This is a genomic window from Streptococcus infantis (assembly GCF_021497965.1).
GTDB lineage: Bacteria > Bacillota > Bacilli > Lactobacillales > Streptococcaceae > Streptococcus > Streptococcus infantis_B.
The window spans coordinates 880,331-906,716 of sequence record NZ_CP046525.1 but is presented as its reverse complement, the minus strand read 5'-3'; the positions used below and the strand labels follow the sequence as shown (position 1 = coordinate 906,716).

The 26,386-nt window shown below is 37.6% G+C and carries 22 protein-coding genes; 13 read left to right on the top strand and 9 right to left on the bottom strand.

Features of this window, described 5'->3' with window-relative positions; all coding sequences use genetic code 11:
- The first annotated feature begins 38 nt into the window (after window positions 1-38).
- Window positions 39-677, top strand: coding sequence for a uridine kinase (gene udk, locus GOM46_RS04505; RefSeq protein WP_006151141.1), 639 nt, complete (start codon window positions 39-41; stop codon window positions 675-677).
- A gap of 33 nt (window positions 678-710) precedes the next feature.
- Here the strand turns inward: udk and GOM46_RS04500 are convergent, their stop codons facing one another.
- From GOM46_RS04500 to GOM46_RS04490, 3 genes are read right to left on the bottom strand one after another with little or no spacing between them, the layout of a single operon-like run.
- The gene (locus tag GOM46_RS04500; RefSeq protein WP_006151113.1) at window positions 711-1,274 is read right to left on the bottom strand and encodes an ECF transporter S component; all 564 of its coding nucleotides are present in this window, start codon (window positions 1,272-1,274) and stop codon (window positions 711-713) included.
- The gene (gene coaC, locus GOM46_RS04495; RefSeq protein ID WP_006151129.1) at window positions 1,258-1,809 is read right to left on the bottom strand and encodes a phosphopantothenoylcysteine decarboxylase; all 552 of its coding nucleotides are present in this window, start codon (window positions 1,807-1,809) and stop codon (window positions 1,258-1,260) included. The genes GOM46_RS04500 and coaC overlap by 17 nt, the downstream gene beginning before the upstream one ends.
- Before the next feature lie 11 nt (window positions 1,810-1,820).
- The gene (locus GOM46_RS04490; RefSeq protein ID WP_006151160.1) at window positions 1,821-2,510 is read right to left on the bottom strand and encodes a phosphopantothenate--cysteine ligase; all 690 of its coding nucleotides are present in this window, start codon (window positions 2,508-2,510) and stop codon (window positions 1,821-1,823) included.
- A gap of 220 nt (window positions 2,511-2,730) precedes the next feature.
- On the opposite strand from GOM46_RS04490, the gene GOM46_RS04485 reads away from it, so the two are divergent.
- Entirely contained in the window at window positions 2,731-4,401 is a 1,671-nt protein-coding gene (locus GOM46_RS04485) for a formate--tetrahydrofolate ligase (protein WP_006151125.1), read from the top strand.
- 84 nt (window positions 4,402-4,485) lie between these two features.
- Here GOM46_RS04485 and lysS read toward each other — a convergent pair whose 3' ends face one another.
- From lysS to GOM46_RS04460, 5 genes are all read right to left on the bottom strand, one after another.
- A complete protein-coding gene (lysS, locus tag GOM46_RS04480; protein ID WP_235083285.1) occupies window positions 4,486-5,976 on the bottom strand; it encodes a lysine--tRNA ligase in 1,491 nt (496 codons plus the stop codon).
- Window positions 5,977-6,112: 136 nt separating this feature from the next.
- Window positions 6,113-6,739, bottom strand: a complete 627-nt coding sequence (locus GOM46_RS04475) for a histidine phosphatase family protein (RefSeq protein WP_006151144.1) — start codon at window positions 6,737-6,739, stop codon at window positions 6,113-6,115.
- Window positions 6,736-7,221, bottom strand: coding sequence for an aminoacyl-tRNA deacylase (locus GOM46_RS04470; protein WP_235083284.1), 486 nt, complete (start codon window positions 7,219-7,221; stop codon window positions 6,736-6,738). Before GOM46_RS04470 ends, GOM46_RS04475 begins: the two co-directional genes overlap by 4 nt.
- The gene (locus tag GOM46_RS04465; RefSeq protein WP_006151139.1) at window positions 7,221-8,063 is read right to left on the bottom strand and encodes a DUF368 domain-containing protein; all 843 of its coding nucleotides are present in this window, start codon (window positions 8,061-8,063) and stop codon (window positions 7,221-7,223) included. Before GOM46_RS04465 ends, GOM46_RS04470 begins: the two co-directional genes overlap by 1 nt.
- A 108-nt stretch (window positions 8,064-8,171) precedes the next feature.
- Entirely contained in the window at window positions 8,172-8,972 is an 801-nt protein-coding gene (locus tag GOM46_RS04460) for a glycoside hydrolase family 25 protein (RefSeq protein WP_006151170.1), read from the bottom strand.
- Window positions 8,973-9,129: 157 nt separating this feature from the next.
- Between GOM46_RS04460 and glmU the strand changes: the two genes are divergently transcribed.
- The 6 genes from glmU (at window position 9,130) to GOM46_RS04430 (ending at window position 14,928) form a co-directional block, all read left to right on the top strand.
- Window positions 9,130-10,509, top strand: coding sequence for a bifunctional UDP-N-acetylglucosamine diphosphorylase/glucosamine-1-phosphate N-acetyltransferase GlmU (glmU, locus tag GOM46_RS04455; RefSeq protein ID WP_006150676.1), 1,380 nt, complete (start codon window positions 9,130-9,132; stop codon window positions 10,507-10,509).
- Window positions 10,510-10,518: 9 nt separating this feature from the next.
- Window positions 10,519-11,064 carry an NUDIX hydrolase gene (locus GOM46_RS04450; RefSeq protein ID WP_006150703.1) on the top strand — a complete coding sequence of 182 codons (546 nt, stop codon included), beginning with the start codon at window positions 10,519-10,521 and terminating at the stop codon, window positions 11,062-11,064.
- A gap of 11 nt (window positions 11,065-11,075) precedes the next feature.
- Window positions 11,076-11,387: a cell wall synthase accessory phosphoprotein MacP gene (gene macP, locus GOM46_RS04445; RefSeq protein WP_006150706.1), complete on the top strand. Its 312-nt coding sequence runs from the start codon at window positions 11,076-11,078 to the stop codon at window positions 11,385-11,387.
- An 11-nt stretch (window positions 11,388-11,398) separates the two neighbouring features.
- Entirely contained in the window at window positions 11,399-12,094 is a 696-nt protein-coding gene (locus tag GOM46_RS04440) for a 5'-methylthioadenosine/adenosylhomocysteine nucleosidase (RefSeq protein WP_025170018.1), read from the top strand.
- A 116-nt stretch (window positions 12,095-12,210) separates the two neighbouring features.
- Window positions 12,211-14,499 carry a DNA helicase PcrA gene (pcrA, locus tag GOM46_RS04435; protein ID WP_006150704.1) on the top strand — a complete coding sequence of 763 codons (2,289 nt, stop codon included), beginning with the start codon at window positions 12,211-12,213 and terminating at the stop codon, window positions 14,497-14,499.
- Between the two features lie 168 nt (window positions 14,500-14,667).
- On the top strand, window positions 14,668-14,928 hold the full coding sequence (locus tag GOM46_RS04430; protein ID WP_006150712.1) for a SemiSWEET family transporter: 261 nt from the start codon (window positions 14,668-14,670) through the stop codon (window positions 14,926-14,928).
- A 47-nt stretch (window positions 14,929-14,975) separates the two neighbouring features.
- Here the strand turns inward: GOM46_RS04430 and GOM46_RS04425 are convergent, their stop codons facing one another.
- Entirely contained in the window at window positions 14,976-15,785 is an 810-nt protein-coding gene (locus tag GOM46_RS04425; protein ID WP_006150716.1) for a Cof-type HAD-IIB family hydrolase, read from the bottom strand.
- A gap of 182 nt (window positions 15,786-15,967) precedes the next feature.
- On the opposite strand from GOM46_RS04425, the gene GOM46_RS04420 reads away from it, so the two are divergent.
- The 5 genes from GOM46_RS04420 (at window position 15,968) to GOM46_RS04400 (ending at window position 26,217) form a co-directional block, all read left to right on the top strand.
- Window positions 15,968-16,639 (top strand): CPBP family intramembrane glutamic endopeptidase, encoded by a 672-nt coding sequence (locus GOM46_RS04420; protein WP_006150664.1) that lies wholly within the window; start codon window positions 15,968-15,970, stop codon window positions 16,637-16,639.
- A gap of 130 nt (window positions 16,640-16,769) precedes the next feature.
- Window positions 16,770-20,021 carry an ATP-dependent nuclease subunit B gene (gene rexB / locus GOM46_RS04415; protein WP_006150682.1) on the top strand — a complete coding sequence of 1,084 codons (3,252 nt, stop codon included), beginning with the start codon at window positions 16,770-16,772 and terminating at the stop codon, window positions 20,019-20,021.
- Window positions 20,018-23,668: a helicase-exonuclease AddAB subunit AddA gene (addA, locus tag GOM46_RS04410; RefSeq protein WP_235083283.1), complete on the top strand. Its 3,651-nt coding sequence runs from the start codon at window positions 20,018-20,020 to the stop codon at window positions 23,666-23,668. The genes rexB and addA overlap by 4 nt, the downstream gene beginning before the upstream one ends.
- An 87-nt stretch (window positions 23,669-23,755) precedes the next feature.
- Window positions 23,756-24,253, top strand: a complete 498-nt coding sequence (locus tag GOM46_RS04405; RefSeq protein WP_006150658.1) for a YkgJ family cysteine cluster protein — start codon at window positions 23,756-23,758, stop codon at window positions 24,251-24,253.
- A gap of 197 nt (window positions 24,254-24,450) precedes the next feature.
- Window positions 24,451-26,217 carry an LPXTG cell wall anchor domain-containing protein gene (locus GOM46_RS04400; protein ID WP_006150699.1) on the top strand — a complete coding sequence of 589 codons (1,767 nt, stop codon included), beginning with the start codon at window positions 24,451-24,453 and terminating at the stop codon, window positions 26,215-26,217.
- Window positions 26,218-26,386: the final 169 nt, after the last annotated feature.

Sequence of the window (26,386 nt, the reverse complement as noted above, 5' to 3'; positions counted from 1 at the left end):
ATGGTAAAATAGACAACGGACAATACAAGGAGGCAACTATGCAAAATAGACCAATCATTATCGGAGTAACAGGAGGTTCTGGAGGAGGAAAAACAAGTGTTTCTAAAGCAATTTTATCTCATTTTCCCAACGAAAAAATTGCTATGATCGAACACGATTCCTACTATAAAGATCAATCTCATCTAACTTTTGAAGAACGAATCAAGACTAACTATGATCATCCTTTTGCTTTTGATACTGACTTGATGATTGAGCAAATCAAGGAATTGTTGGCGGGTCGTCCTGTAGATATTCCTACCTATGATTATGCTGCCCATACTAGAAGTTCGAAAACCTATCGTCAAGAACCTCAAGATGTCTTTATCGTAGAGGGAATCTTAGTTCTAGAAGATAAACGTCTTCGTGATTTGATGGATATAAAGATTTTTGTGGACACTGATGATGATGTTCGTATCATCCGTCGTATTAAACGCGATATGGAAGAACGTGGTCGTAGTTTGGATAGTGTTATTGATCAATATCTTGGTGTAGTAAAACCTATGTATCACCAATTTATTGAACCTACAAAACGTTACGCTGATATTGTGATTCCTGAAGGAGTAACCAATACGGTAGCGATTGATTTGTTGACTACTAAGATTGAAAAGATTTTAGAAGAAGCTCGTTTAGCTCAGTAATAACTAAAAAAACTGTATCTCTTGATACAGTTTTTATTGTTTAATTTTTTCAAGTCTTGGAACAATGGCGAGAGTTAAAATAGCCGAGATAATTAATTCTGCTATCGAATTTGTAGAGATAACAGTCGCTAATAGTTTTTGAATATTTCCATCAAAAACATTACCAAAGAGGAAGAAGATACCACCTAAGACAAATACTGTATTTGTCAGCGAGCCAAGTGCACCAGCAAAAATGAGCCCGGCTTTTCCCTTTAGCAGTTTATAAACGAAATAAGGTGTCAAACCAATCAAGATACGTGGGACAATTGCAATCACAACTGAATATAGGTTACCATTAGGTACAAAAGGTGAGAAGAGATAGCTGGTTGGTAGAATTGTAAGTGTATTAACTGTTAAGCTAATCATACCCATTAAAAATCCAAGGATTGCACCAATCCGTGGGCCGTAAATGATACTTCCAATAATAACAGGAATATGTACAATAGTAGGTTTAATTGGGAATGGTAATACATTAAATAAGATTGAGGTCAGCAGATGGATGACAATCATACTTGCAAAAAAGATAGCAACAGGTGCGATGTTAGAGCGTTTGTTCATTAAGAGTTTCCTTTATTCTTTCTATAATAATTTCCAAATCGGCTAAAGCGCCGCTTCCGAAATCGCCACAAGCTAAGAGAGATTCTTTAGGAGAGATGATCTCGTATCCATAGCTTTCAAGAGTTTTAAGATTTGTCTGTGTGGCAGGGTGGGTAAACATTTTTGTATTCATGGCAGGAGCAAGTAATTTAGGGATATTATCTGGTAATGCCAGAGCAGTACTAGTCACCATATTATCAGCAAAACCATGTGCTAATTTTGCAATGGTATTAGCAGTTGCTGGAGCAACGATAAACAAGTCAGTTTCTTTTCCTCTTTCGATGTGATTGACTTGGTCTGGATAAGGTTCTTGCATGACATCGAGATGTACCAGATTTTGGGACAAGACTTGTAGAGTTAATGGCTGGATAAAATCTGTAGCAGCTTTTGTCATCAAGACCGATACACTATGTCCTTGCTTTTTCAAAGAACTGACTAAATCGGCAGCCTTGTAGGAAGCAATTGAACCAGTAATTGCAAGAGTAATGTGAGCCATAACTTTCCTTTCTAAAAAGTAAATCCTTGAATTTTTTTAATTATTAGCTCAGCGATTTCTTGTTTGCTGTATGCTGTTTGATAATCATTTTTTTCAACTAAGTAAGCCAGGTGTTGATCAGAGTTTATTTGAGTCAAATCGTTAGCAACAATAATGTCTGCTTGATTCTTTTTAAGACTTTCTCTAGCAATATCTATCAAATGATCCTTTGTAACATCAACCAGGAGTTTAAAACCTATTAGATGAATTTTAGGATTCCATTCTTTGACCAAAGAAATAATCTTAGGATTTTTCTTAAGAAAAAGAATCTGAGCATCTTCCTTTGAAGAAATTTTGGACTCAGTATTCTGCTTAGTTAGAAATTTCGATAGATCTTGACTTGCTTGTACCTCATCTATACTTGTCATGTAGACTGGGGTGTAGTCAGATACAGCCATAGAATGAATTAAAACTTGATAATCTTTAACAAGATTTCTCATCTCCTCAAGTAAATCCAAAGTATTCTTAATTTCTATAATTTTAAGATTTGGATGACTAGCTGGTTTAATTGCATGAGAAGTTGTAATCAAGCAAACTTCATGACCTGCTTTTATTAAAGCTTCTGTTATAACCAAGCCAAGACGACCAGTAGAGTGATTCGTGATAGAGCGAACACGGTCTATAGCCTCACTAGTACCACCAGAAGTTACTAAAATTTTCATAGAACCATTCTACACAAAAAAATGTTTTAAGTCAAAGAAAGCGGTTTAGTTTAGCTTTGAGTTATTATAGTTATTATCTATAAAGACATATAAAAAATAGATGATTCTTGTAATTTCACAGAATTATGGCAAAAAATACGAACAATAAATTCATTTTTGTATAAATAAATCTTGTTTTATGATATAATGAGTTAACACATTAGATGTAGAGGAGTTTTGAATGAAAACAGATATTGAAATCGCACAGAGTATCGAGCTAAAACCAATAGTTGATGTTGTTGAGAAACTTGGTATTTCTTACGATGATTTGGAGTTGTATGGAAAATATAAGGCTAAGCTAAGCTTTGATAAGATCCGTGAGGTTGAAAGTAATTCAGTCGGTAAATTGATCTTGGTAACAGCCATTAACCCAACACCAGCAGGTGAAGGAAAATCAACCATCACTATCGGGCTTGCAGACGCCTTGAATAAGATTGGTAAGAAAACCATGATTGCTATCCGCGAACCATCTCTTGGTCCTGTTATGGGGATTAAAGGTGGCGCAGCCGGTGGTGGTTATGCGCAAGTTTTACCAATGGAAGATATCAACCTTCACTTTACTGGTGATATGCATGCTATTACAACTGCAAACAATGCTCTTTCTGCCTTGATTGACAATCACTTGCATCAAGGGAATGAGCTAGGTATCGACCAACGCCGTATTCTCTGGAAACGCGTAGTGGACTTGAATGACCGCGCCCTTCGTCACGTAACTGTTGGCCTTGGTGGTCCGCTTAATGGTATTCCACGTGAAGATGGATTTGATATCACTGTTGCTTCAGAAATCATGGCAATCCTTTGCTTAGCAACTGATATTGAAGATTTAAAACGTCGTTTGGCTAATATCGTTATCGGTTACCGTTATGACCGTACACCTGTTTCAGTTGGTGATTTACAGGTTGAAGGTGCCTTGGCATTGATATTGAAAGATGCTATCAAACCGAACTTGGTTCAAACCATCTATGGAACACCTGCCTTTGTACATGGTGGCCCATTTGCCAATATCGCACACGGATGTAACTCTGTCTTGGCTACAACTACAGCCCTTCATTTGGCAGATTACACAGTAACAGAAGCAGGTTTTGGTGCAGACCTTGGTGCAGAGAAATTCCTTGATATCAAAACTCCAAACTTGCCAACTGCGCCAGATGCAGTAGTTATCGTTGCAACTCTTCGTGCTCTTAAGATGAATGGTGGAGTAGCTAAGGATGCTTTGACAGAAGAAAATGTAGAAGCAGTTCGTGCAGGATTTGCAAACTTGAAACGTCACGTTGAAAATATCCGTAAATTTGGTATTCCAGCAGTTGTTGCCATTAACGAATTTGTATCTGATACAGAAGCAGAAATCGCAGCTTTGAAAGAACTTTGTGCTTCCATTGATGTTCCGGTTGAGTTAGCTAGCGTATGGGCTAATGGAGCTGAAGGAGGAGTGGCTCTAGCTGAAACGCTTGTCAAAACAATTGACGAAAACCCTGCTAACTACAAACGTTTGTATCACAATGACCTTTCAGTACAAGAAAAGATTGAAAAGATTGTCACTGAAATCTATCGTGGAAGCAAAGTAAACTTCGAGAAGAAAGCTCAAACTCAAATCTCACAAATCGTACAAAACGGTTGGGACAAATTGCCAATCTGTATGGCGAAAACTCAATACAGTTTCTCAGATAATCCTAATGCTCTTGGTGCACCTGAAAACTTTGAAATTACTATTCGTGAATTGGTACCAAAATTGGGGGCAGGCTTTATCGTTGCGCTCACTGGTGACGTTATGACCATGCCTGGACTTCCAAAACGACCAGCTGCTCTCAATATGGATGTTGAAAGCGATGGAACAGTTCTCGGTTTATTCTAAGTAAACAAAAAAAAGACAACCTTCAATGTAAGGTTGTCTTTCTAGTTATTTAAAACTCCTAGAAAATTTCTAGGAGTTTTGTTGTTATTTCATAGTTGGGAAAAGAAGTACGTCACGGATAGTAGTAGTATCTGTGAGTAGCATGCAGAGACGGTCGATACCGATTCCCAAACCACCTGTTGGTGGCATACCGTATTCAAGTGCTTCAATGTAATCGTAGTCAATGCCAGTTGCTTCATCGTCACCAAGTTCTTTAGCTTTAGCTTGGGCTTCGAAACGGCTAAGTTGATCGATTGGATCATTCAACTCAGTAAAGGCATTTCCGTATTCTTTAGTCATGATGAAGAGCTCGAAACGATCTGTAAAGCGCTCATCTTCAGGATTTTTCTTAGCAAGTGGTGATACAGCTACTGGGTGACCGTATACAAATGTTGGTTGAATCAATGTTTCTTCAACAAATTCTTCAAAGAAGGCATTGATGATGTGACCAACTTCTGTGTAGTGTTTTTCAACTGGAACTTTCTTCTCAGCTGCGATAGCTTTAGCTTCTTCGAAAGTCATATCTTTCCAGAAATCAACACCAGTAATTTCCTTGATTGCATCAACCATGTGTACTCGTTTAAATGGTTCATTGATCTTAATTTCAGTTCCTTGATAGATAACTGGACCGTCACCTTTAACAGCTTTAGCTACGTGTTGGATAATACCTTCAGTCAAGTCCATGATATCGTGGAAGTCTGCATAAGCTTGATAAACTTCGATAGAAGTAAACTCAGGGTTGTGTGTAGCATCCATTCCTTCGTTACGGAAGATACGACCGATCTCATAAACACGTTCCATACCACCAACGATAAGGCGTTTCAAGTGAAGCTCAGTCGCGATACGAAGTACCATGTCGATGTTTTGTGCATTGTGGTGTGTGATGAATGGGCGAGCAGCAGCACCACCAGCTTCGTTGTGAAGAACAGGTGTTTCGACTTCAAGGAAACCTTGAGCATCGAGGTAACGACGGATTTCAGAGATGATTTTTGAACGTGTGACGAAGCGATCAAAGCTTTCACGGTTAGAAATCAAATCAAGGTAACGTTTACGGTAGATTGTTTCAACGTCTGAAAGTCCGTGGAATTTCTCTGGAAGGGGACGAAGGGCTTTAGACAAGTGTGTGATGTGAGTAGCCTTGATAGAGAGTTCTCCCATATCCGTACGCATCACTTCACCTTCAACACCTAGGAAGTCACCAAGGTCAGCTTTCTTAAAGATTTCGTAGTTTTCTTCACCGACAGCATCTTTACGAACGTAGATTTGAATTTGGCCTTCGCGGTCTTGAAGGTGAGCAAAACCGACTTTACCTTTCCCACGTTTTGTGACTAAACGTCCAGCGATAGTAGCAGTTTCGTTTAATTCGTGTAGTTGTTCTTTATCAAGGTCAGCAAATTTATCTTTTAGTTCTTGAGAGTTAGCAGTACGTTCAAAACGTTTACCGAATGGATCAATTCCTTGTTCACGGAGCGCAGCCATTTTTTCACGGCGAACGATCTGTTGGTCATTCAATTCTTCCATATGTTCTGTTGACATTGGTTCCTCCTAGTTTTTAATCAAATTTTGAAATAATAAATCAATTTTTCACGATACTCCCATTTTATCATAAAAAGTCAAGAAATTCACGGATATTCTATAAAAACTAAAAAGAACTTGACGTAATAGATCAAGTTCAATTATTTTTTTGATAAGAAGTATCGTTCCAAGTCTTAAGAGTAAATTTTTCGAAGTCGTCGGTCTCTATAATTGTTAGACTTGCATTGACCAAACCACCATTTTTACGAAGATGCGCTTCATTAAATCCTAAAAGTGTTCGAAGGCTTGCAGTAAGATTTGCTCCGTGGCCAACCAGTAATAGTTGTTCTGCCTTCGTGTTTTTCAAAGATTTAATAAATTGAATGGTTCGTTGAGTTGTGCTGTAGAGGGATTCAGCTTCGAACATGCTCGTGTCAAACTTGGCTAAGTTTGTTTTAAAGGCTTGAATCTGCTGAGGATAAATTGCGTTTAAAGTGGCAATTTTTAACCCTTCTAGTTTTCCAAGGTGCCATTCTCTTAGCTCGGGAACACTTTCCAAAGGACATGGGTTTGTCAGTTGGCTTTGAATAATTTCAGCTGATTTAACAGCCCTTGGTAAATCACTCGAATAAATTTTATCAAATGAAACATCTTTAAGATATTGACCGAGTTCCTTTAAGGTCTCAATGGACTCAGGAAGAAGTGGGGAATCTCCACCTGCACCTTGAAAGCGACCTTCTAGATTCCAGACTGTTCGACCATGACGAACAAAGTAAAGTTTCATAACTTGTTTTCCTCCAAAATATCTACAAAGTTCGCTTTAACAAAGTTTGCCAAATCTTGTGGAGCAATGATAATGCTGTGTCCGACTTCTCCAGCAGAAACAATCATTTTTTCCAATTCCAATGCACTTTCATCAATATAAATTGGGTAGTTGTGTTTTTGACGGATACCGACAGGGTTATTTGCACCATGGATATACCCAGTTGTTTTTTCTAAATCCTTTTGCGGAATCATACTCACTTTTTTATTACCAGAAATCTTTGCTAATTTCTTTTCAGAAAGATGTTCAGTAATAGGAACAATCCCAATAACTGGACCAGTCTTGTCCCCTAAAAGAGCTAGTGTTTTAAAAATGTGACTTCTCTCATACTCAGAAGGAAGCTCTCCCTCTAAAGCATTGATGTGAATCCCTTGGTGTTCAACACCTGCCTTAGCTAATATTTGTTCGACTAAGGTCTTCTTTACTTTAGTTTTTTTTGCCATTATTTGTACTTATCCTCCAATTGACTCATCCAAATCCCTAACCAAATGCCAAGGGCGAAGAAGAAGGCAATAATGACATAGGAAACAAGAGATAAGCCACTATAGCTGATGCTTTCAGCGTTACCAGCGTTTGGAATCAAAATCAGGAGAGTGCTTGAAAGGACGATCCCAATGATAAAGTGATAGACACGAGAGTGGTAGACACGAAGAGCATAATCCATTAACTTTGAGAAAATAATCAGAGTTGCTCCAGCTCCAATTGCAATTGGGAGAAAAGTTCCGATTAAATCAAAAGTCTTGAAACCAGTCAACATTGGACTATATAGTCCTAAAATTAAGAGAAGGTTTGAAGGACTTAATCCTGGGACTAAAACTCCTAAAGCAAGAAGGGCACCAGCTAAGATAAAGCTTGTAAAACTTGCATTTAGTGAACCTACTACAAAGTTTAAAGCATAAAGTCCAATCCCTGAAATGATGAAGGTTGCCCAAAACAAAATCATATCTATCTTATCTCTTTCGGAGTCCTTAGTAGCTTCCCTTACAAGGCTTGGGACAGTTCCAATAATGGCACCCGCAAAGCTCCATAATACATAAACTTGGTAGTGTTCAAGGAGATATTCAATAGGATATGAAAATAGTCCAATACCTAGTAACATCCCAATTGCAACTGGTAAAAAATAAAGAACATCTTCTTTAAAATTTTTAAATGGGTGAGCTAAGAATCGAATCATTCTCTCGTAAATACCCAAGATTGCTGCTAGAACACCACCAGAAATTCCTGGTAAAATAAAGCCTAACGCAATAACAATACCCTTAATAATTTTTGAAATCCAAGATAACATAAACTCTCTCCGTACATTATTTTCATTAAAAACTCTTCTAGTATTATAACACAAAGTAAGAGAAATAAAAAAAGCAAGCAGAAGTAATGTCAAACTTGCTAATTATATTTAAGGCTTTAAGAATAACTTTCTAAATGTCTCTTCCTTATCTTTTGATAAGGAAATGATGTTTAAGTCTAAATGATGTTCAAATCCTACTATTTTTCCTTTTGAGGTATATTGGTGAAGGTCAAAGTCAAGTTCTGTATTTGGTGAACTTTCAAAGTAACCCGAGTCAAGTCCATAAGAAGGAATCCAAATAGCAGAAAATTTATCTGTACTGATGCTATGTTCTTGCATGAAGTAAACACCAATATAGATACCGATGTTTTTAGCACCAAGTGATTCTAGTTTAGCACGGAAAGCTTCAACTCCTTTGTTCATATCAGACATGGTTTTTTCTTCGACATCTAACCAATAGTAACTAGGGTTATAAGGCGAGGCTGAATTATAAAATGATTCAGCTGCTTTTTCCATTTCCTCTACACTTTTTCCAGAAACGTATGCATATACAGCAACTGGGATATTTCGTTTTTGAAACTCTGAAATATGACTTTTATAAGCTTTATCTATTCCATTTGTATAAGATGCATCGTTCTCAGTAGTGATCTGGTTTCCTCCGTGAACTCGAACAATCGCACCAGAGATGTTTTGAGATAAAATATCATAGTTGATTTCTGAAGGTCTTTGCCAGCCAGAGATATCGATGATAGGCTTATCCAAGTTATGTAGAGCTTGTGTTTCTATTTGTACTGGATTTTGTTTAGTTTTTACAGGGTGTTCTTCGAATCGTGGACGATTGAGAATCAAGAGTCCTATAAAAGCAGCAAATATAATAACTATAAAAGCTGGACGAATTTTTTTTCTCATACCTCTATAGTTTATCGTAAATAATGAAAAAAATCAAAATATTTACTCAAAATTGAGTAATGACAGTCTTTTGAGTGGTATTGAGTTCATCAAATTTGTGTATCGTGAACTAAATTGTGGTATAATAATAAAGAATTTCTATAGAAAAGAGAAAAATATGGCAAATTATGCAATTATTTTAGCAGCGGGTAAGGGTACCCGTATGAAATCAGATTTACCGAAGGTTATGCACAAGGTTGCGGGAATTTCAATGCTTGAGCATGTTTTTCGTAGTGTAGGTGAAATTGACCCAGAAAAGACTGTTACAGTTGTTGGACATAAGGCTGAGCTTGTTGAACAAGTTTTAGCCGGACAAACTGACTTTGTGAGACAGTCTGAGCAATTAGGTACTGGCCATGCAGTAATGATGGCTGAGCCAATTCTTGAAGGTCTTTCTGGACAAACATTGGTTATCGCAGGAGACACACCACTAATCACTGGTGAAAGTCTAAAGAACTTGATTGATTTCCATGTAAACCACAAAAATGTAGCAACAATCTTAACTGCAGAAGCTGACGACCCATTTGGTTATGGACGTATTGTTCGTAATGAAAATGCAGAAGTGCTCCGTATTGTTGAACAAAAGGATGCGACTGATTTCGAGAAACAAATCAAGGAAATCAATACAGGAACCTATGTTTTTGATAACGCTCGTCTCTTTGAAGCACTTAAGAATATTAATACCAACAACGCTCAAGGTGAATACTATATTACTGATGTAATTGGTATTTTCCGTGAAGCTGGTGAGAAAGTTGGAGCTTATACTCTGAAAGACTTTGATGAAAGTCTCGGTGTAAATGACCGTGTGGCACTAGCTACAGCAGAAGCTGTTATGCGTCGTCGTATTAACCAAGCTCATATGGTCAATGGTGTTAGTTTTGTAAATCCAGATGCGACTTATATTGATGTTGATGTTGAGATTGCTCCAGATGTTCAAATTGAAGCAAATGTAACCCTCAAAGGTTCTAGTAAGATTGGTTCAGAGACTGTTTTGACAAATGGAACATATATTGTTGATAGTACTATTGGATCAGGGGCAGTGATTACTAATTCAATGATTGAGGAAAGTAGTGTTGCAGATGGTGCTACTGTTGGCCCTTACGCTCATATTCGTCCAGGTTCTAACTTGGCAAAAGATGTTCATATCGGAAACTTTGTCGAAGTAAAAGGTTCTTCAATTGGTGAAAATACTAAAGCGGGTCATTTGACTTACATTGGAAATTGTGAAGTTGGAAGTGACGTCAACTTTGGTGCAGGAACCATCACTGTGAATTACGATGGTCAACACAAGTTTAAAACTGTCATCGGTAACAATGTCTTTGTCGGATCAAATTCAACGATTATCGCTCCAGTAGAACTAGGGGATAACTCTCTTGTTGGTGCAGGTTCAACAATTACTAAAGATGTGCCTGCTGATGCAATTGCTATCGGGCGAGGCCGTCAAGTCAATAAGGACGAATATGCAACTCGTCTCCCTCACCATCCTAAAAACAAATAGGAGCTAACCATGGAATTTGAAGAGAAGACGATTAGTCGAAAAGAAATCTATAAAGGTCCTATTTTCCAATTAGTTCAAGACCAGGTTGAACTTCCTTCAGGAAAAGGGACGGCTCAACGCGATTTGATTTTCCATAACGGTGCAGTATGTGTTCTTGCAGTTACTCAAGAAAACAAGATTGTCTTAGTGAAGCAATATCGCAAGGCAATTGAAAAAGTTTCTTACGAAATTCCTGCTGGAAAATTAGAAGTCGGTGAAAATGCAGATCCAGAAGCAGCAGCTCTTCGTGAATTAGAAGAAGAAGCAGCCTACACAGGGGATTTGACTCTTTTATATGATTTCTATTCAGCTATTGGATTTTGTAATGAAAGATTGAAACTGTACTTGGCAAGCAACCTATCCAAAGTCGAAAATCCACGTCCACAAGATGAAGATGAAACTTTAGAATTACTAGAAGTTAGCCTTGAACAAGCAAAACAACTCATCCAGTCTGGTGATATTTGTGATGCCAAAACTATCATGGCCATCCAGTACTGGGAATTACAAGAAAAATAGAGGAGGAACCCATGGGAAAACCTTTATTAACAGACGAAATTATCGAACGCGCTAATCGTGGTGAAGACATCTCTGGTCCCACTTTAGTAGATGATCAAGAGACAAAGATATTATCTACTTCATCTCATCATTATAGAGCTTCACGTTCAAGTGACCATGGATTTAGTGAAGATACTCTAACGATTGAGGTTGAATCTCAAATCCATAAGAGTCGTCGAATCGAAAATACCAAGAGAAATGTCTTTAATTCTAAATTAAATAAGATTCTATTTGCTGTTATTCTTCTCTTGATTCTGCTAGTTTTAGCAATGAGATTTATTTAATGGGGGATGTCATGAAAATCGGTATTATTGCAGCGATGCCAGAAGAACTTGCCTACCTGATTCAACACTTGGAGAATGCTAGTCAAGAAAAGGTTCTGGGCAATACTTATCACACTGGAAGGATTGGAGCTGTTGAGCTTGTATTAGTGGAAAGTGGTATTGGAAAAGTCATGGCTGCCATGAGTGTTGCAATCTTAGCTGATCACTTTAGAGTGGATGCTGTCATCAATACAGGTTCGGCTGGTGCCCTTGCTGAAAGTATCTCAGTAGGAGATGTCGTGATTGCTGAAAAACTAGCTTACCACGATGTTGATGTGACTGCTTTTGGTTATGAATACGGTCAAATGGCACAACAACCACTTTACTTTGAATCAGACAAAAAGTTTGTTACTTTGATTCAAGAGAGCTTATCTAAACTTGATCAAAATTGGCATTTAGGTTTGATTGCGACTGGAGACAGTTTTGTAGCTGGTGATGATAAGATCAAGGCCATTAAAGAACACTTTCCTCAGGTTCTTGCGGTTGAGATGGAAGGTGCAGCTATTGCTCAGGCAGCAAATGCCTTGGAACTACCATTCTTGGTTGTTCGTGCTATGAGTGATAATGCAAATCACGAAGCTTCTATTTCTTTTGATGAATTTATCGTAGAAGCTGGACGTCGCTCAGCACAAGCACTCTTGACACTCTTAGAATCAATTCATGATTAAAATACAAAGAACACTGCTTGGTGTTCTTTTTTGTAAAATAAGCTCGTCCAAGTCCGAGTTATTTTTCGTCTTTTTTGATATAATAGAAACATTGATTTGAAGAATAGGAAGAGAAAATGAACCCTTTATTAAACGGTATGAATGACCGCCAAGCGGAAGCGGTACAGACTACAGAAGGTCCACTGCTAATCATGGCAGGGGCTGGTTCTGGGAAAACACGAGTTTTGACCCATCGTATTGCTTACTTGATTGATGAAAAGATGGTCCATCCATGGAATATCCTAGCTATTACCTTTACCAATAAGGCCGCTCGTGAAATGAAGGAGCGTGCCTATGGTTTGAATCCAGCTACCCAGGATTGTTTGATTGCGACCTTTCACTCCATGTGTGTTCGTATCTTACGTCGGGATGCAGATCATATTGGCTATAATCGTAATTTTACAATCATCGATCCAGGTGAGCAACGAACACTGATGAAGCGTATCTTAAAACAATTAAACTTAGATCCTAAAAAATGGAATGAACGTTCTATTTTAGGAACTATTTCTAATGCTAAGAATGACCTGATTGATGATGTGGCTTATGCTGCTCAAGCTGGAGATTTGTATACTGATATTGTGGCTAAATGTTATACTGCATACCAAAAGGAGCTTCGTCAGTCTGAGTCAGTAGACTTTGATGATTTGATCATGTTGACGCTGCGACTTTTTGATCAGAATCCAGATGTCTTGACATACTACCAGCAAAAGTTCCAGTATATCCATGTGGATGAATATCAAGATACAAACCACGCTCAATATCAACTTGTTAAACTCTTAGCTTCTCGTTTCAAAAATATCTGTGTAGTTGGGGATGCAGACCAGTCTATCTATGGTTGGCGTGGTGCAGATATGCAGAATATCCTCGATTTTGAGAAGGATTATCCAGATGCTAAGGTAGTCTTGTTAGAGGAAAATTATCGTTCCACTAAAACCATCCTACAAGCTGCCAACGATGTTATCAAAAATAATAAGAACCGTCGTCCTAAGAACCTTTGGACTCAAAATGCAGATGGGGAACAAATCATTTACTATCGTGCTAATGATGAACAGGACGAGGCTGTCTTTGTAGCTAAAACGATTGATGAACTTGGACGTAGCCACAACTTCCTACATAAAGACTTTGCAGTTCTTTATCGTACTAATGCCCAGTCACGTACCATAGAGGAAGCTCTGCTTAAGTCAAATATTCCGTACACAATGGTTGGTGGAACAAAATTCTACAGTCGTAAGGAAATTCGTGATATTATTGCTTATCTTAACCTTATTGCTAATTTGAGTGACAATATCAGTTTTGAACGCATTATCAACGAACCAAAACGTGGTATTGGCCCAGGAACTGTTGAGAAGATTCGTGACTTTGCGAACATGCAAGAAATGTCTATGTTAGATGCCTCTGCAAATATCATGTTGTCTGGTATCAAGGGGAAAGCTGCTCAATCTATTTGGGACTTCGCTAATATGATTTTTGATTTGCGTGAACAACTGGACCGATTGACAATCACTGAGTTGGTAGAAGCAGTAATAGAAAGAACAGGTTATGTTGATTTACTTAAGGCCCAAGCAACCTTGGAAAGTAAGGCTCGGGTTGAAAATATCGAGGAGTTCCTCTCTGTTACGAAAAACTTCGATGATGATCCTGAAAGTGATGAAGAGGAAACAGGACTAGATAAACTTAGTCGATTCCTGAACGACTTGGCTTTGATAGCAGATACGGACTCTGGTAGCCAAGAGACATCTGAAGTAACCTTGATGACTCTTCACGCGGCCAAAGGGCTTGAGTTTCCTGTTGTCTTTATCATTGGTATGGAGGAAAATGTTTTCCCACTCAGTCGCGCTACTGAAGATCCAGATGAATTAGAAGAAGAACGTCGTTTGGCTTATGTAGGAATCACGCGCGCCGAGAAAATTCTTTATCTGACCAATGCAAGCTCTCGCTTGCTATTCGGACGTACTAGTTACAATCGTCCCACACGCTTTATCAATGAGATTAGTTCAGATTTGTTGACCTATCAAGGATTAGCACGTCCGGCTAATACAAGTTTTAAAGCGTCTTATAGTGGCGGAGGAACAGCATTTGGTAAAGGAATGAGTCTCGCTCAGGCGCTTCAAGAACGAAAGCGGAATGCTGCTCCTACATCGATCCAATCAAGTGGTTTACCATTTGGACAATTTGCGGCTGGGAATAAGCAAGATTCTAGTGATACAAACTGGTCTGTTGGGGATATTGCCCTTCATAAAAAATGGGGCGAAGGAACTGTTCTGGAAGTTTCAGGCAGTGGATCAACACAGGAATTGAAAATCAATTTTCCAGAGGTTGGTCTCAAAAAACTCTTAGCCAGTGTAGCACCGATTGAGAAAAAGTAAGTTTTCTTAACGAATAAAAATCCCTCTGTAATATTCAGAGGGATTTTTGATGATTATCTTATCACATGATTGTAATAATTTACGTTTTCATAATAATGGAAACTTTTGCTTACATGAATTTGAAAAATAGTGTATAATACAGTGGTTCTAAGTCGAAAGGAGAAGAAAATGACTGAAAAGCAAATGAAAACGTTGGGTTGGATTGCAACCTTTATGTCTGTGATGATGTATATCTCATATATTCCACAAATTATGAACAACCTTGCAGGTCAAAAGGGAAACTTTATTCAGCCAGCAGTAGCTGCAATTAACTGTAGTCTTTGGGTTTACTACGGACTCTTTAAAAAAGAACGTGATATTCCTTTGGCAGCAGCTAATGCACCAGGTATTGTTTTTGGGATTATCACAGCTTTGACAGCTTTATTTTAAAAATAAAAAGCAACTAGCAGAATGTTCTGCTGGTTGCTTTTATTTGTTTACAAAATATATTTTTCAATAGCGCGTGCAACGCCCTCTTCTTCGTTGCTAGTTGTTACGGCATCCGCGAGAGATTTGACGTAGTCGCTGGCATTTCCCATAGCAATCCCTAACCCTGCAAACTCCAACATCTCAATGTCGTTATTGGCATCACCCATTGCCATGATTTCAGAAGGTTGGATATCCAAAATCTCAGCCAAGCGAGAAAGAGCAGAAGCCTTGGTTGTGCCAAGTGGCATCGCCTCATAGATAACAGGTTGAGAACGAACACCGCTAAATCTCTGACAAAGTTCATCAGCAAATCGTTGTTCAAAATCATCTGTTTGCTCTTTTGTGCCTAAGAACATGCCTTGGAACATGCGATATTTCCCGCTAGTAGCTTCTTCCAGTGAGATTTCAGTCAGGTCAGCAAAGACAAGTGTAGCATCATATTGAACAATAGGATTTGGTTTGCCTCCGAGAACGAAGTAGTGTTCCTCGTCAAAGAGAGTCAACTGGACCTCACTCTTTTCAGCAAGTTCATTCAGGTATTCGATGTCAGATTTACTAAGTTCTCGCCAGTCAACAAGGCCCCAGTCACTAGTTTGGTGGGTAGAACAACCATTGTTGACAATAACGTATTCATTCTGCAAATCAAGACCTAGTTTTTTATAGTAGGGAAGAACTCCAAAGAGAGGACGACCAGTACAGAGGACCAGTTTGACACCTTTTTCGATAGCCTTATGAATAGCATCAATATGAGCCTGAGGAATTTCCTTGGCTTCGTTGAGAAGAGTACCATCCATATCTAGGGCAAGTAATTTAATCATAGTATTTACCTTTTTACGTGTTCTGCCTATATTATAGCATATTTTAGACAAATAAGGCTAAAGTAAGGAGAAATGCTATTTCTTTTTAGGATTTTTACTAGATAGATAACAAAAATATGATATACTAAATTTGCGAGCATTTAATTTTATAGAGTAAAGTATAAAAAAGCAGAGGTCCTATCATGAAAAGAAGAACAGTACAGGTTTTACTAGCCTTGTTGGTAATCATTTATAGAAAGACATGGTTTTGGTGGATTTTTAATCATTTTGCAGGTAGACTTGTGCTTGCTAGTAGAGAATTTTTTCAAATTCTTTCTTTTTTAGAGTTTAGCGTTACTTTTCTAGCTACTCTTTATTTACTAGTATTCGAAGGTAGAAGAATTCTTGAGTTGAAGTGGAAATGGAGATATCCAGTTTATTTGCTTCTTGCTTATGGAGTCAGTTATCTTTCAGATATTGTGTTTTCTTTTTTAACCCCAGCAACGTCCAATCAAATCGCTTTAAATGAATTGACTGAGATGACAGGGCGACAAGAGTTACCTTATCTTTTACTTATTGTTTGTCTGTTAGGACCAATTACAGAAGAATTGGTATATCGAGGAGTTCTGATGAATACATTTTTGAAAGATTCACCTTGGTATGGAGATGTTTTACTATCAGCCTGTGTCTTTGGCTATGTGCATGTTGCTGATGGTATAACACCACTTGCCTTTTTCACCTATGCAAGTGGAGGAGCAATTTTAGCTTTCCTCTACCGAAAAACTCATTCTCTCTATTATCCTATTTTACTTCACATCATGTTTAACATTGCTGCATTTTGGGAATTATGGGTACTCTTGTTTTCTGGTAGGTAAATAATAAAAAGTCGGAGTTTATTCCGACTTTTTTGATATGGGACAGGTTAAAATAAGGGCTTTATATCAATCTGTTTTGACTTAAAAAATGATATAATAAAAGGTAATGACAAAAACAAATGAGGCAGAGATGAAACTACTTTATACCGATACTCGGACTTCTTTAACAGAAATCCTAACCAAGGAGGCTCAAGGACTAGTTGACCAAGGCAAACGAGTCTTTTATATTGCCCCTAACTCTCTTTCTTTTGAAAAGGAACGTGCCGTGCTGGAGTGCTTGAGTCAGCAGGCTTCTTTTGCGATTACAGTCACGCGCTTCGCACAAATGGCTCGTTATTTGGTTTTAAACGATATACCCGCGAAGTCAAGTCTCGATGATATTGGTCTGGGTATGGCTTTTTATAAATGTTTGTCTGAGATAGACGCTAAGGATTTGCGTGTTTACGGGGCTATTAAGCAAGATCCTCAATTCATCCAACAACTGATTGAGATTTACCATGAAATGACAACTGCAAAGATGAGCTTTTTGGATTTAGAAAGTCTATCTGACGCTGATAAACGTTCTGATTTACTCTTGATTTTTGAAAAGGTAACAGCATATCTCAACCAAGGACAAATTTCACAAGGGAGTCAATTATCATATCTAATCAATGCTATCGAAGAAAACAAAGTAAGTAGTGATTTTAGTCAGATTGCCCTAGTTATTGATGGTTTTACTCGTTTCTCTTCAGAAGAAGAACACCTAGTGGATCTGCTACACCGTAAGGGTGTTGAGATTATTATTGGTGTGTATGCGACTAAAAAAGCTTATACAAGTCCATTTACTGAAGGGAATCTTTATCAAGCCAGTGTTGAGTTTTTGCATCATTTAGCCTTTAAATATCAGACCAAGGCAGAAAATGCTTGTCAAGACCATGAGAAACTTGATGCCTTTGCTAAAGCCTCAAGGCTTCTCGAAAGTGCTTATGATTATTCCGAAATTAATTTAGACGTGAATGACGAAGATAGAAAGGACTTGCAAATCTGGTCTTGTCTAACACAAAAAGAAGAGTTGGAGTTAGTAGCTCGTAGTATTCGCCAAAAATTGCACCAAGACTCAGAACTGAGCTATAAGAATTTTCGAATCCTGCTAGGTGATGTAGAGTCTTATAAACTGTCTTTGCAGACAATATTTAATCAGTATCAGATTCCATTTTATCTGGGCAAGAGTGAGTCCATGGCTCATCATCCTTTAACGCAATTTGTAGAATCCATCGGACGTTTGAAACGATACAATTTCCGTCAGGAAGATTTGATTAATCTCCTACGAACTAACTTGTATACGGACCTTAGTCAAGAGGAAATTGATAGCTTTGAACAATATCTCCGCTATCTGGGGATTGATGGTCTTTCTAATTTTAAACAAGAGTTTACAAAGTCACATCACGGAAAGTTTGATCTAGAAAAATTAAATGAACTTCGACTTCGTATCATTACACCTTTAGAAAATTTACTAGGAAGTCGCAAGCAAAAGGCTGAAAATCTTCTTGCTAAATGGAACAACTTTTTGAAGGAAGCTCATTTGACCAAGCAGTTACAAGTCTTAACAGAAACATTGGAGGTATCTGAACAAGAAAGACAAGAAGAAGTCTGGAAGGCTTTTTGCCATGTCATGGAGCAATTTGCAACCGTGTTTGAAGGTTCTCAGGTCACTTTAGATGATTTCTTGGCACTTCTTCATTCGGGTATGTCTTTGTCCAATTACCGTACAATTCCAGCAACAGTAGATACTGTTCTGGTGCAGAGTTATGATTTAATTTCACCGTTGACATCCGATTATATCTATGCGCTTGGTTTAAGTCAGAACAACTTGCCAAAAATCACTCAAAATAATAGTTTGTTGAGCGATGAAGAAAGAGAAACCTTGAATCAAGTGACTCTAGAAGGTTCACAATTGATGATTGCTAGCCAGGAAAATCTTAAAAAGAATCGTTATACTATGCTTTCTCTGGTTAACTCTGCTCGTAAACAGTTAGTTTTGTCAGCTCCAAGTTTATTCAATGAAGACGAGAGTGAAGAGTCAATTTATTTGAAGGAATTGCAGAACTTAGGATTTAGCAAAATCGAAAAGAAAATCGACAGAAAAAATCTATCGAAAGATGATATCGGTTCTTATCACAGTCTTTTGTCTAGTCTCATTGCCTATCATCAACAAAGTGAATCAACTTCAAGTGATGAAGACTTAACTTTTATAAAAGTTCTGGCTCGTGTCATGGGGAAAAAGTTGGAAGACCAAGGTTTAGAAAATCCAGTTTTACCAACAAGTCCCAAAAGCAAAACTTTAGCTAGTGAAACGCTGGAAGCTTTATATCCAAAGGATCAAGATTTTTATCTATCCACTTCTGGATTGACGGAGTTTTATCGCAATGAATACAGTTATTACATTCGTTATGTCTTAGGCTTGCAGGAAGAATTGCGATTAAAACCTGACGCTAGAAGTCACGGGAATTTCTTGCATCGTATTTTTGAACGTGCAATGAAACTTCCTGCTGATACATCTTTTGATCGCCGTTTAGAACAAGCCATCTCTGAAACTAGTCAAGAAAGAGAGTTTCAAGCTATTTATCAAGAAAGTTTAGAATCTCAATTTGCTAAGGAAGTTCTCTTAGATGTGGCACGCGCTACTGGACATATTCTTTGTCACAATGCTGATGTCGAAACAATTCAAGAGGAGGCTGTTTTTGGTGGCAAGGAACAAGCTTTTGTACAGTTAGATAATGGTCGTAATGTTTATGTTCGTGGGAAGGTCGATCGTATTGACCGTTTGAAAACATCAGATGCTATTGGTGTTGTAGACTACAAATCTTCTCTAACTCAATTTAACTTTCCTCTCTTTTTTAACGGTCTAAACTCACAATTGCCAACATACTTGGCTGCCCTTAAGAAAGAAGGAAATAAAGACTTCTTTGGAGCTATGTACTTAGAAATGTCTGAACCAACTCAGTCATTACAAACTGTTAAAACTCTTTCAAAGGCAGTAACTGAAACCAATAAGAGCATGAAATACCAAGGTCTCTTTCTCGAAAAAGAGATGCAACACCTTGGAGAGTTTTACAATAAAAACAAGACATATCAGTTATCTGATGAAGAATTCCAATTATTACTAGACTATAATGCCCTTATCTACAAAAAGGCAGCAGAGAAGATTTTATCTGGTCAATTTGCTATCAATCCATATACTGAAAACGGTAGAAGCATTGCGCCCTATGTTCAGCAATATCAGTCTATTACAGGTTTTGAAGCTAATTATCATCTAGGTCAGGCTAGATTGTTAGACAAGGTAGCTAAGAGCAATGACAAGGAAGCATGGTTTAATAAAATCAGAGAGGAGTTGGAGCGATGAAATTTTTATCTCAAGAAGAGATTAAAGAGTTACAAATAGCAGAAGCTCAGTCTAACAAGAAACCTAAGAAAACAGCTGAACAAATTCAAGCAATCTATAGTTCTGGTCAAAATATTCTAGTCTCAGCTTCTGCTGGTTCGGGGAAAACCTTTGTCATGGCTGAACGTATTCTTGACCAACTAGCGCGTGGTGTAGAAATTCGCCAACTCTTTATCTCTACCTTTACCGTTAAGGCAGCAACTGAGTTAAAAGAACGCTTGGAAAAGAAAATCAGCCAACAGATCCAAGAAACGCAAGATGTGGAACTAAAAAAACATCTTGGTAGACAACTAGCCGATTTACCCAATGCTGCAATTGGGACCATGGATTCTTTTACCCAGAAGTTCCTGGCTAAGCACGGCTACCTCCTTGATCTTGCTCCAAACTTTCGTATCCTTCAGAACGAAAGTGAACAACTTCTCCTAAAAAATGAGGTTTTTCGACAAGTTTTTGAAAGTCATTACCAAGGCAAAGAACAAGAACAATTTAGTCGATTAGTCAAAAACTTTGCAGGTAGGAGCAAAGATGCGCGTGGACTGCGTAAACAGGTCTATATGATTTATGATTTTTTGCAATCTACTAGCAATCCTCAGACCTGGCTACAGGATTCTTTCCTAAAAGGTTGTGAAAATGCTGATTTTACTATAGCTAAAGAAAAACTTGTAGACGATATAAAGGAGAAACTCTGGGATTTAGAAACCTTTTTCCGTTACCACCTGGATAATGTTGCCAATGAATTCGGTAAAGCAGCTTATTTAGAATCTGTCCAACAAGTTCTTAATGAAATCGGTTCTTTAACTCATGAATCTACTTTTGAACAATACCAAGAAGTTTTAGAGCGAGTTGTAAATATTTCTAAAGCTAAGAATGGTAAAGCTCTCACAAACGCCAGTCGCAAGGCCGAACTGCAAGACTTGAAAGAAGCTTACAACCAAGAGAGAAAATCAAAATTTGAAAAGCTGATTGCACTCAATGATCAAATCACTTTACTAAAATTCCAAGAAGATTATCATCAAGAGTCCTGGGACTTGGCAAAGACTTTCCAAGTCTTCATGAGAGATTTTGTTGATGCTTATCGACAACGAAAACGCGAAGAAAATGCCTTCGAATTTGCTGATATTAGCCACTATACCATTGAGATTTTGGAAAACTTCCCTCAGGTTCGACAAGAGTATCAGGAACGCTTCCATGAAGTCATGGTCGATGAATATCAGGATACCAATCACATCCAGGAAAGAATGCTAGAACTCCTCTCAAACGGTCATAATCGTTTTATGGTGGGTGACATTAAGCAGTCTATTTATCGTTTTAGACAGGCAGATCCCCAAATTTTCAACGAAAAATTTCATAGATTTGCTCAAGATGACAAAGAAGGTCAGTTAATTCTACTTAAGGAAAACTTCCGGAGCGGTTCAGAGGTTCTTGATGCTACGAACGATGTCTTTAAACACCTCATGGACGAGGAAGTTGGAGAGATATCTTATGACGGTATGCACCAGCTTGTTTTTGGAAATACTGATATTCAATCAAATCCAGAAAACAAGGCAGAAGTTCTCTTGTACGATAAGGATGATGATAGCGATTCTGATGATGAGGAGGAATTTGCAACTAATAAACTGACTGGTGAAATGCGAATGGTGCTCAAGGAGATAATTCACCTTCATAATGATAAAGGTGTACCTTTCAAGGACATGGTTATCTTAACTGCTAGTCGAAGTCGTAATGATCAAGTTCTGCTCGCCTTGTCTGAATATGGTATTCCTGTCAAGACAGACGGTGCTCAAGCAAACTATTTGCAATCCCTAGAAGTCCAGGTTATGTTGGATACTCTTCGTGTCATCCACAACCCTCTTCAAGACTTTGCTTTGGTTGCTCTAATGAAATCTCCTATGTTTAGCTTTGATGAGGATGAATTGGCTCGTCTCGCTCTCCAAAAATCTGAGGATAAAGTTCAAGAGAACTTTTATGAGAAACTAGTCAATGCTCAAGCGAAAACTAGTCTTCATAAGGATTTAATTAAGTCTGAACTTCATAAAAAATTAGAATTTTTCATGGAAACAGTCCATTCATGGCGCTTTTATTCTAAAACACATTCTCTTTATGATCTCATTTGGAAAATCTATAGCGACCGCTTTTACTATGACTATGTTGGTGCCTTGCCAAATGGACAGGCCAGACAGGCAAATCTCTACGCCCTTGCTCTAAGAGCGGATCAGTTTGAAAAGAGTAATTACAAGGGATTATCCCGATTTATTCGAATGATTGACCAAGTCTTGGAAGCCCAGCATGATCTTGCCAATGTTGCTGTAGCACCACCTAAGGATGCAGTAGAACTTATGAGTATTCATAAGAGTAAAGGGCTTGAATTTCCTTATGTCTTTATCCTCAATATTGATCAAAAATTCAACAAGAAGGATACTATGTCTGAGGTTATCCTCAGTCGCACAAATGGAATTGGATTAAATTATGTAGCTAGAGTCGCTACAAATGCAAAAGAGGAATATGTTCCATCTACCATTAAATTATCTATCCCAAGCTTAACATATACGCAAAATGAGGAAGAACTCCAATTAGCAAGTTATTCTGAACTCATGCGTTTGCTCTATGTAGCCATGACACGTGCTGAGAAAAAACTCTATCTAGTTGGAAAAGGATCACGTGAAAAATTAGAGTCTAAAGAATATCCGACAAATGGAAAAGGTCTTTTGAGTCGAGAAATTAGACTAGACGCTCAAAATTTCCAGGATTGGATTTGGGCCATCTATCAAGCATTTTCTAAAGAGGATTTGCACTTTAGTGTGCGCTTTGAAGGTGAAGAAGACCTAACCAAAGAAGCTATCGGAGAATTGGAACATAAAAGTCAACTTCAAAACCTATCCCAAGCAGAAAACCGTCAGTCAGAAGCCATCAAAGATGCGTTGGAAATGCTAAAAGAAGTGGAAGTGTATAACGAGATCCACCGTGCAGCAATTAATCTTCCAAGTGTTCAGACACCGAGTCAGATTAAAAAGTTCTATGAACCGGTCATGGATATGGAAGGAGTTGTAGTAGCTGGTCAAAGTAAACCAAAAGAGACTACTGTTCAGTTTGAGCTTCCAGATTTTTCAAAAACTGAAAAAGTTACAGGGGCTGAGATTGGTAGTGCGACCCATGAATTGATGCAACGAATTAACCTCAATAAGAAGCCTACTTTGAAAACTCTATCAGAAGCCTTAGATCAAGTGCAAGCAAGTCCTGCCGTTAAGGAGAAAGTCAATCTAGAAAAAATCCTATCCTTCTTTGATACAATTCTTGGTCAAGAGATTCTTGCTAATCAAGATAAACTATACCGAGAACAACCCTTCTCTATGTTAAAAAGAGATGCTAAGAGTCAGGAAGACTTTGTTGTCCGTGGTATTTTAGATGGTTATTTGCTTTATAATGATAAGATTGTTCTATTTGACTATAAGACCGATCGATACGAGTTTTCAAGTCAACTTATTGAACGTTATCGTGGTCAATTAGAATTATATGCTGAGGCTCTATCTCGTTCTTATCAGATAGATAGAATTGAGAAACACCTAATTTTACTTGGCAAAGATACTGTAGAAGTAGTCGAGGTTAACTAACCTATTAAAACTATTGCTTTTTGGCAGTAGTTTTTATTTGTTTTCAGTTATGGTATACTAGTTTTAGAAAAGGATGTAAAAGAATTTATGCCAAAAGAAATCGATATTGAATATTATCATCAATTAGCGCTACAAAAACAAAAGGAACACAGAAAATTTCTAGGAAACCTAAAGAAAAAAGCTCCTAAAAATTTGGATAAGATCGCACTTGAGATTCACCAAGAGGTTTTTGAAGAGATTGATTGTACAGCTTGTGCTAATTGTTGTAAAACTCTTGGTCCCGACTTTAAAGAAGCTGATATCACACGCATTGCTAAGTATTTTAAGATGAAACTTCCTGCCTTCGAAGCCGAATTCTTACAAGTTGATGAAGACGGAGATAAGGTTTTTAAATCTATGCCTTGTCCATTTCTAGGTGGCGATAATCTATGTTCTATATACGATGTTCGTCCCAAGGCTTGTAGAGAATTTCCACATACTGACCGAAAGAAAATCTACCAAATCAACAACCTCACAATCAAAAATACTCTAACCTGTCCAGCAGCCTATCTTTTTGTCGAGAAGTTAAGAGAAAAAATAGAATAAAAGAAAAAACCTCCACTAGATAGAATTTGGTGGAATTTTTCTTGGATATAGATTATAGCTAAAATGTTCTTTAAAGAAGGAATTTATATAATTTGTTGCAATCTTAATCTTTTTTATTTATAATAAAGGATGATTTTTTTAGACTATGAGTCTAATTTTATTAACTGATATTATATTCTAAGTAGGAGTCCTTAATCATGAATAAATTATTAAAATTCGGTATAGCATCTCTTTCAGTCTTCGTATTAAATGCTTATATCCAAACTAATGCTAAAGCAGATGAACAAGTTGCTACTACTAATATTGCCATTCTTGAATCACCAAGTGCAAATTTTTCTACTTCGGCAACTGATGAAAACACTACAAGTACTGAAATTTTAAAGAATGACAATATCATTTCTAATGGTGGTCAGGTTAACGTAGAGGGGCAAAATGCTACTGTAAGTACAGATGGGAAAAGCGTCACTTATAGCTATACAGTTGCTTATCAGAGGATAAGTTCTAGCACTCATGGACAAACAGTAAATGATCTTTTGATTCGAATTCCTAAGATTAAGGATGCTACGGTAAAATTTACTCTTATTGGTACACGAGACGCAAAGGGCAAACCTATCAATGTCAATGCTCCAATGAAAGAGATTGGCTTTGATGATACAGAAAATTATGATCGAGAAACCTTTAATACACCGACTTCTGAAGAACTGGAATCTGGGAAAACACCTTATGTAGTCAATACTAGCAACTACGAATATGGATATATGACAGATGGCAAAGTTGAATCTTATGGTTTGTTTACCAATTTTGATAAGAGTCAAGCTTACAAAGTAGAAGTTACAGTTCCAATTGATGAAGCAAAGAAAATAAAATACTTACCAATTGATGCCAGAATGATTTGGAAATCTAGTCAAGAAGGTGGTGTTCAGAGTTATGAAACCGGATCTCAAAACTTAGAAGAATATTCTAACCATCATTTAGCAGTTGATTTGGATAATGGAGATATTGGTGGTATGGGAGACCCTTCATCCATTGATGAAAGTTATGTAAGGAATGGTCATCTTATCAAGTCAGTGTCCAATCCCAATACCTATATCACCCCAAATAATGGTGATTGGACAAGAATTCCTGAAGATACCAATATAGATAAATCAACTTTTTTCAATTATGTTGATAAATTTACGCTAAGGGCAAACACGAATGTAGTTTATTATGTATCTGAAAAAGAAGATATGGCTGACCAAGATGTATCGGCTTTATATACAGGTAATGTAGTTGTAGATTATCTTATCAAAGGTACTAACCAAAAATTAAAAGAAACATACAACAAGATTTCTGAACTTCCTATTTATGATTCAACTGGAGAGTTAGTTACATACAAAGTCGGGGATAATAACATTGAACGACCTGACAAAATAATGGTTGATGGAATCACATATCGTCTTGTTGGACTCTCGACTTCTTCTGATTCGGAAACTGGAACGTTGAAAAATGGAACAGTTCATATTGCTTATGAATATGAAAAGGAAATCATAACAACGACAGTAGAGCCGACAACTACAACGACAGTAGAGCCGACAACTACAACGACAGTAGAGCCGACAACTACAACGACAGTAGAACCGACAACTACAACGACAGTAGAACCGACAACTACAACGACAGTAGAACCGACAACTACAACGACAGTAGAGCCGACAACTACAACGACAGTAGAACCAACAATTACAACAGTGGAGCCAACAACTACAACTACGGTAGATCCGATTCCTGGTTCTAGTTCTGAATCTGGACAGATACAGTCTTTTAGTTCCGAAAAAGCAACAGAAGCAGAGTCAAAATCTGTAGCAGAACAAGCACAGTTACCAAATACAGGTGAGGCAAATTCTAAATTATTCTTTACTATCGCATCTATTCTAATGGGATTCTTTGGAATTTCACTATTAAAAAAGACACACGATAATAAGTGAGTCTCAATCAAAGATTTAACATGAGTCAACCCTTTGGGGCTGACTTTTTTAATTGAATGATTTGTTAAGTGAAGTCTGAGGCATTTAAGGGATATTGTGTATATTTATTCCAAGCAACGATTAACAATCTTTTCAAAACCTTAAATTATTCTAAACTTTTTCTTAAAGA

Bases quoted from the DNA above. Each gene is read 5' to 3' on its own strand.
- udk (WP_006151141.1), top strand. From the start codon at position 39: ATGCAAAATAGACCAATCATTATCGGAGTAACAGGAGGTTCTGGAGGA.
- GOM46_RS04500 (WP_006151113.1), bottom strand. From the start codon at position 1,274: ATGAACAAACGCTCTAACATCGCACCTGTTGCTATCTTTTTTGCAAGT.
- coaC (WP_006151129.1), bottom strand. From the start codon at position 1,809: ATGGCTCACATTACTCTTGCAATTACTGGTTCAATTGCTTCCTACAAG.
- GOM46_RS04490 (WP_006151160.1), bottom strand. From the start codon at position 2,510: ATGAAAATTTTAGTAACTTCTGGTGGTACTAGTGAGGCTATAGACCGT.
- GOM46_RS04485 (WP_006151125.1), top strand. From the start codon at position 2,731: ATGAAAACAGATATTGAAATCGCACAGAGTATCGAGCTAAAACCAATA.
- lysS (WP_235083285.1), bottom strand. From the start codon at position 5,976: ATGTCAACAGAACATATGGAAGAATTGAATGACCAACAGATCGTTCGC.
- GOM46_RS04475 (WP_006151144.1), bottom strand. From the start codon at position 6,739: ATGAAACTTTACTTTGTTCGTCATGGTCGAACAGTCTGGAATCTAGAA.
- GOM46_RS04470 (WP_235083284.1), bottom strand. From the start codon at position 7,221: ATGGCAAAAAAAACTAAAGTAAAGAAGACCTTAGTCGAACAAATATTA.
- GOM46_RS04465 (WP_006151139.1), bottom strand. From the start codon at position 8,063: ATGTTATCTTGGATTTCAAAAATTATTAAGGGTATTGTTATTGCGTTA.
- GOM46_RS04460 (WP_006151170.1), bottom strand. From the start codon at position 8,972: ATGAGAAAAAAAATTCGTCCAGCTTTTATAGTTATTATATTTGCTGCT.
- glmU (WP_006150676.1), top strand. From the start codon at position 9,130: ATGGCAAATTATGCAATTATTTTAGCAGCGGGTAAGGGTACCCGTATG.
- GOM46_RS04450 (WP_006150703.1), top strand. From the start codon at position 10,519: ATGGAATTTGAAGAGAAGACGATTAGTCGAAAAGAAATCTATAAAGGT.
- macP (WP_006150706.1), top strand. From the start codon at position 11,076: ATGGGAAAACCTTTATTAACAGACGAAATTATCGAACGCGCTAATCGT.
- GOM46_RS04440 (WP_025170018.1), top strand. From the start codon at position 11,399: ATGAAAATCGGTATTATTGCAGCGATGCCAGAAGAACTTGCCTACCTG.
- pcrA (WP_006150704.1), top strand. From the start codon at position 12,211: ATGAACCCTTTATTAAACGGTATGAATGACCGCCAAGCGGAAGCGGTA.
- GOM46_RS04430 (WP_006150712.1), top strand. From the start codon at position 14,668: ATGACTGAAAAGCAAATGAAAACGTTGGGTTGGATTGCAACCTTTATG.
- GOM46_RS04425 (WP_006150716.1), bottom strand. From the start codon at position 15,785: ATGATTAAATTACTTGCCCTAGATATGGATGGTACTCTTCTCAACGAA.
- GOM46_RS04420 (WP_006150664.1), top strand. From the start codon at position 15,968: ATGAAAAGAAGAACAGTACAGGTTTTACTAGCCTTGTTGGTAATCATT.
- rexB (WP_006150682.1), top strand. From the start codon at position 16,770: ATGAAACTACTTTATACCGATACTCGGACTTCTTTAACAGAAATCCTA.
- addA (WP_235083283.1), top strand. From the start codon at position 20,018: ATGAAATTTTTATCTCAAGAAGAGATTAAAGAGTTACAAATAGCAGAA.
- GOM46_RS04405 (WP_006150658.1), top strand. From the start codon at position 23,756: ATGCCAAAAGAAATCGATATTGAATATTATCATCAATTAGCGCTACAA.
- GOM46_RS04400 (WP_006150699.1), top strand. From the start codon at position 24,451: ATGAATAAATTATTAAAATTCGGTATAGCATCTCTTTCAGTCTTCGTA.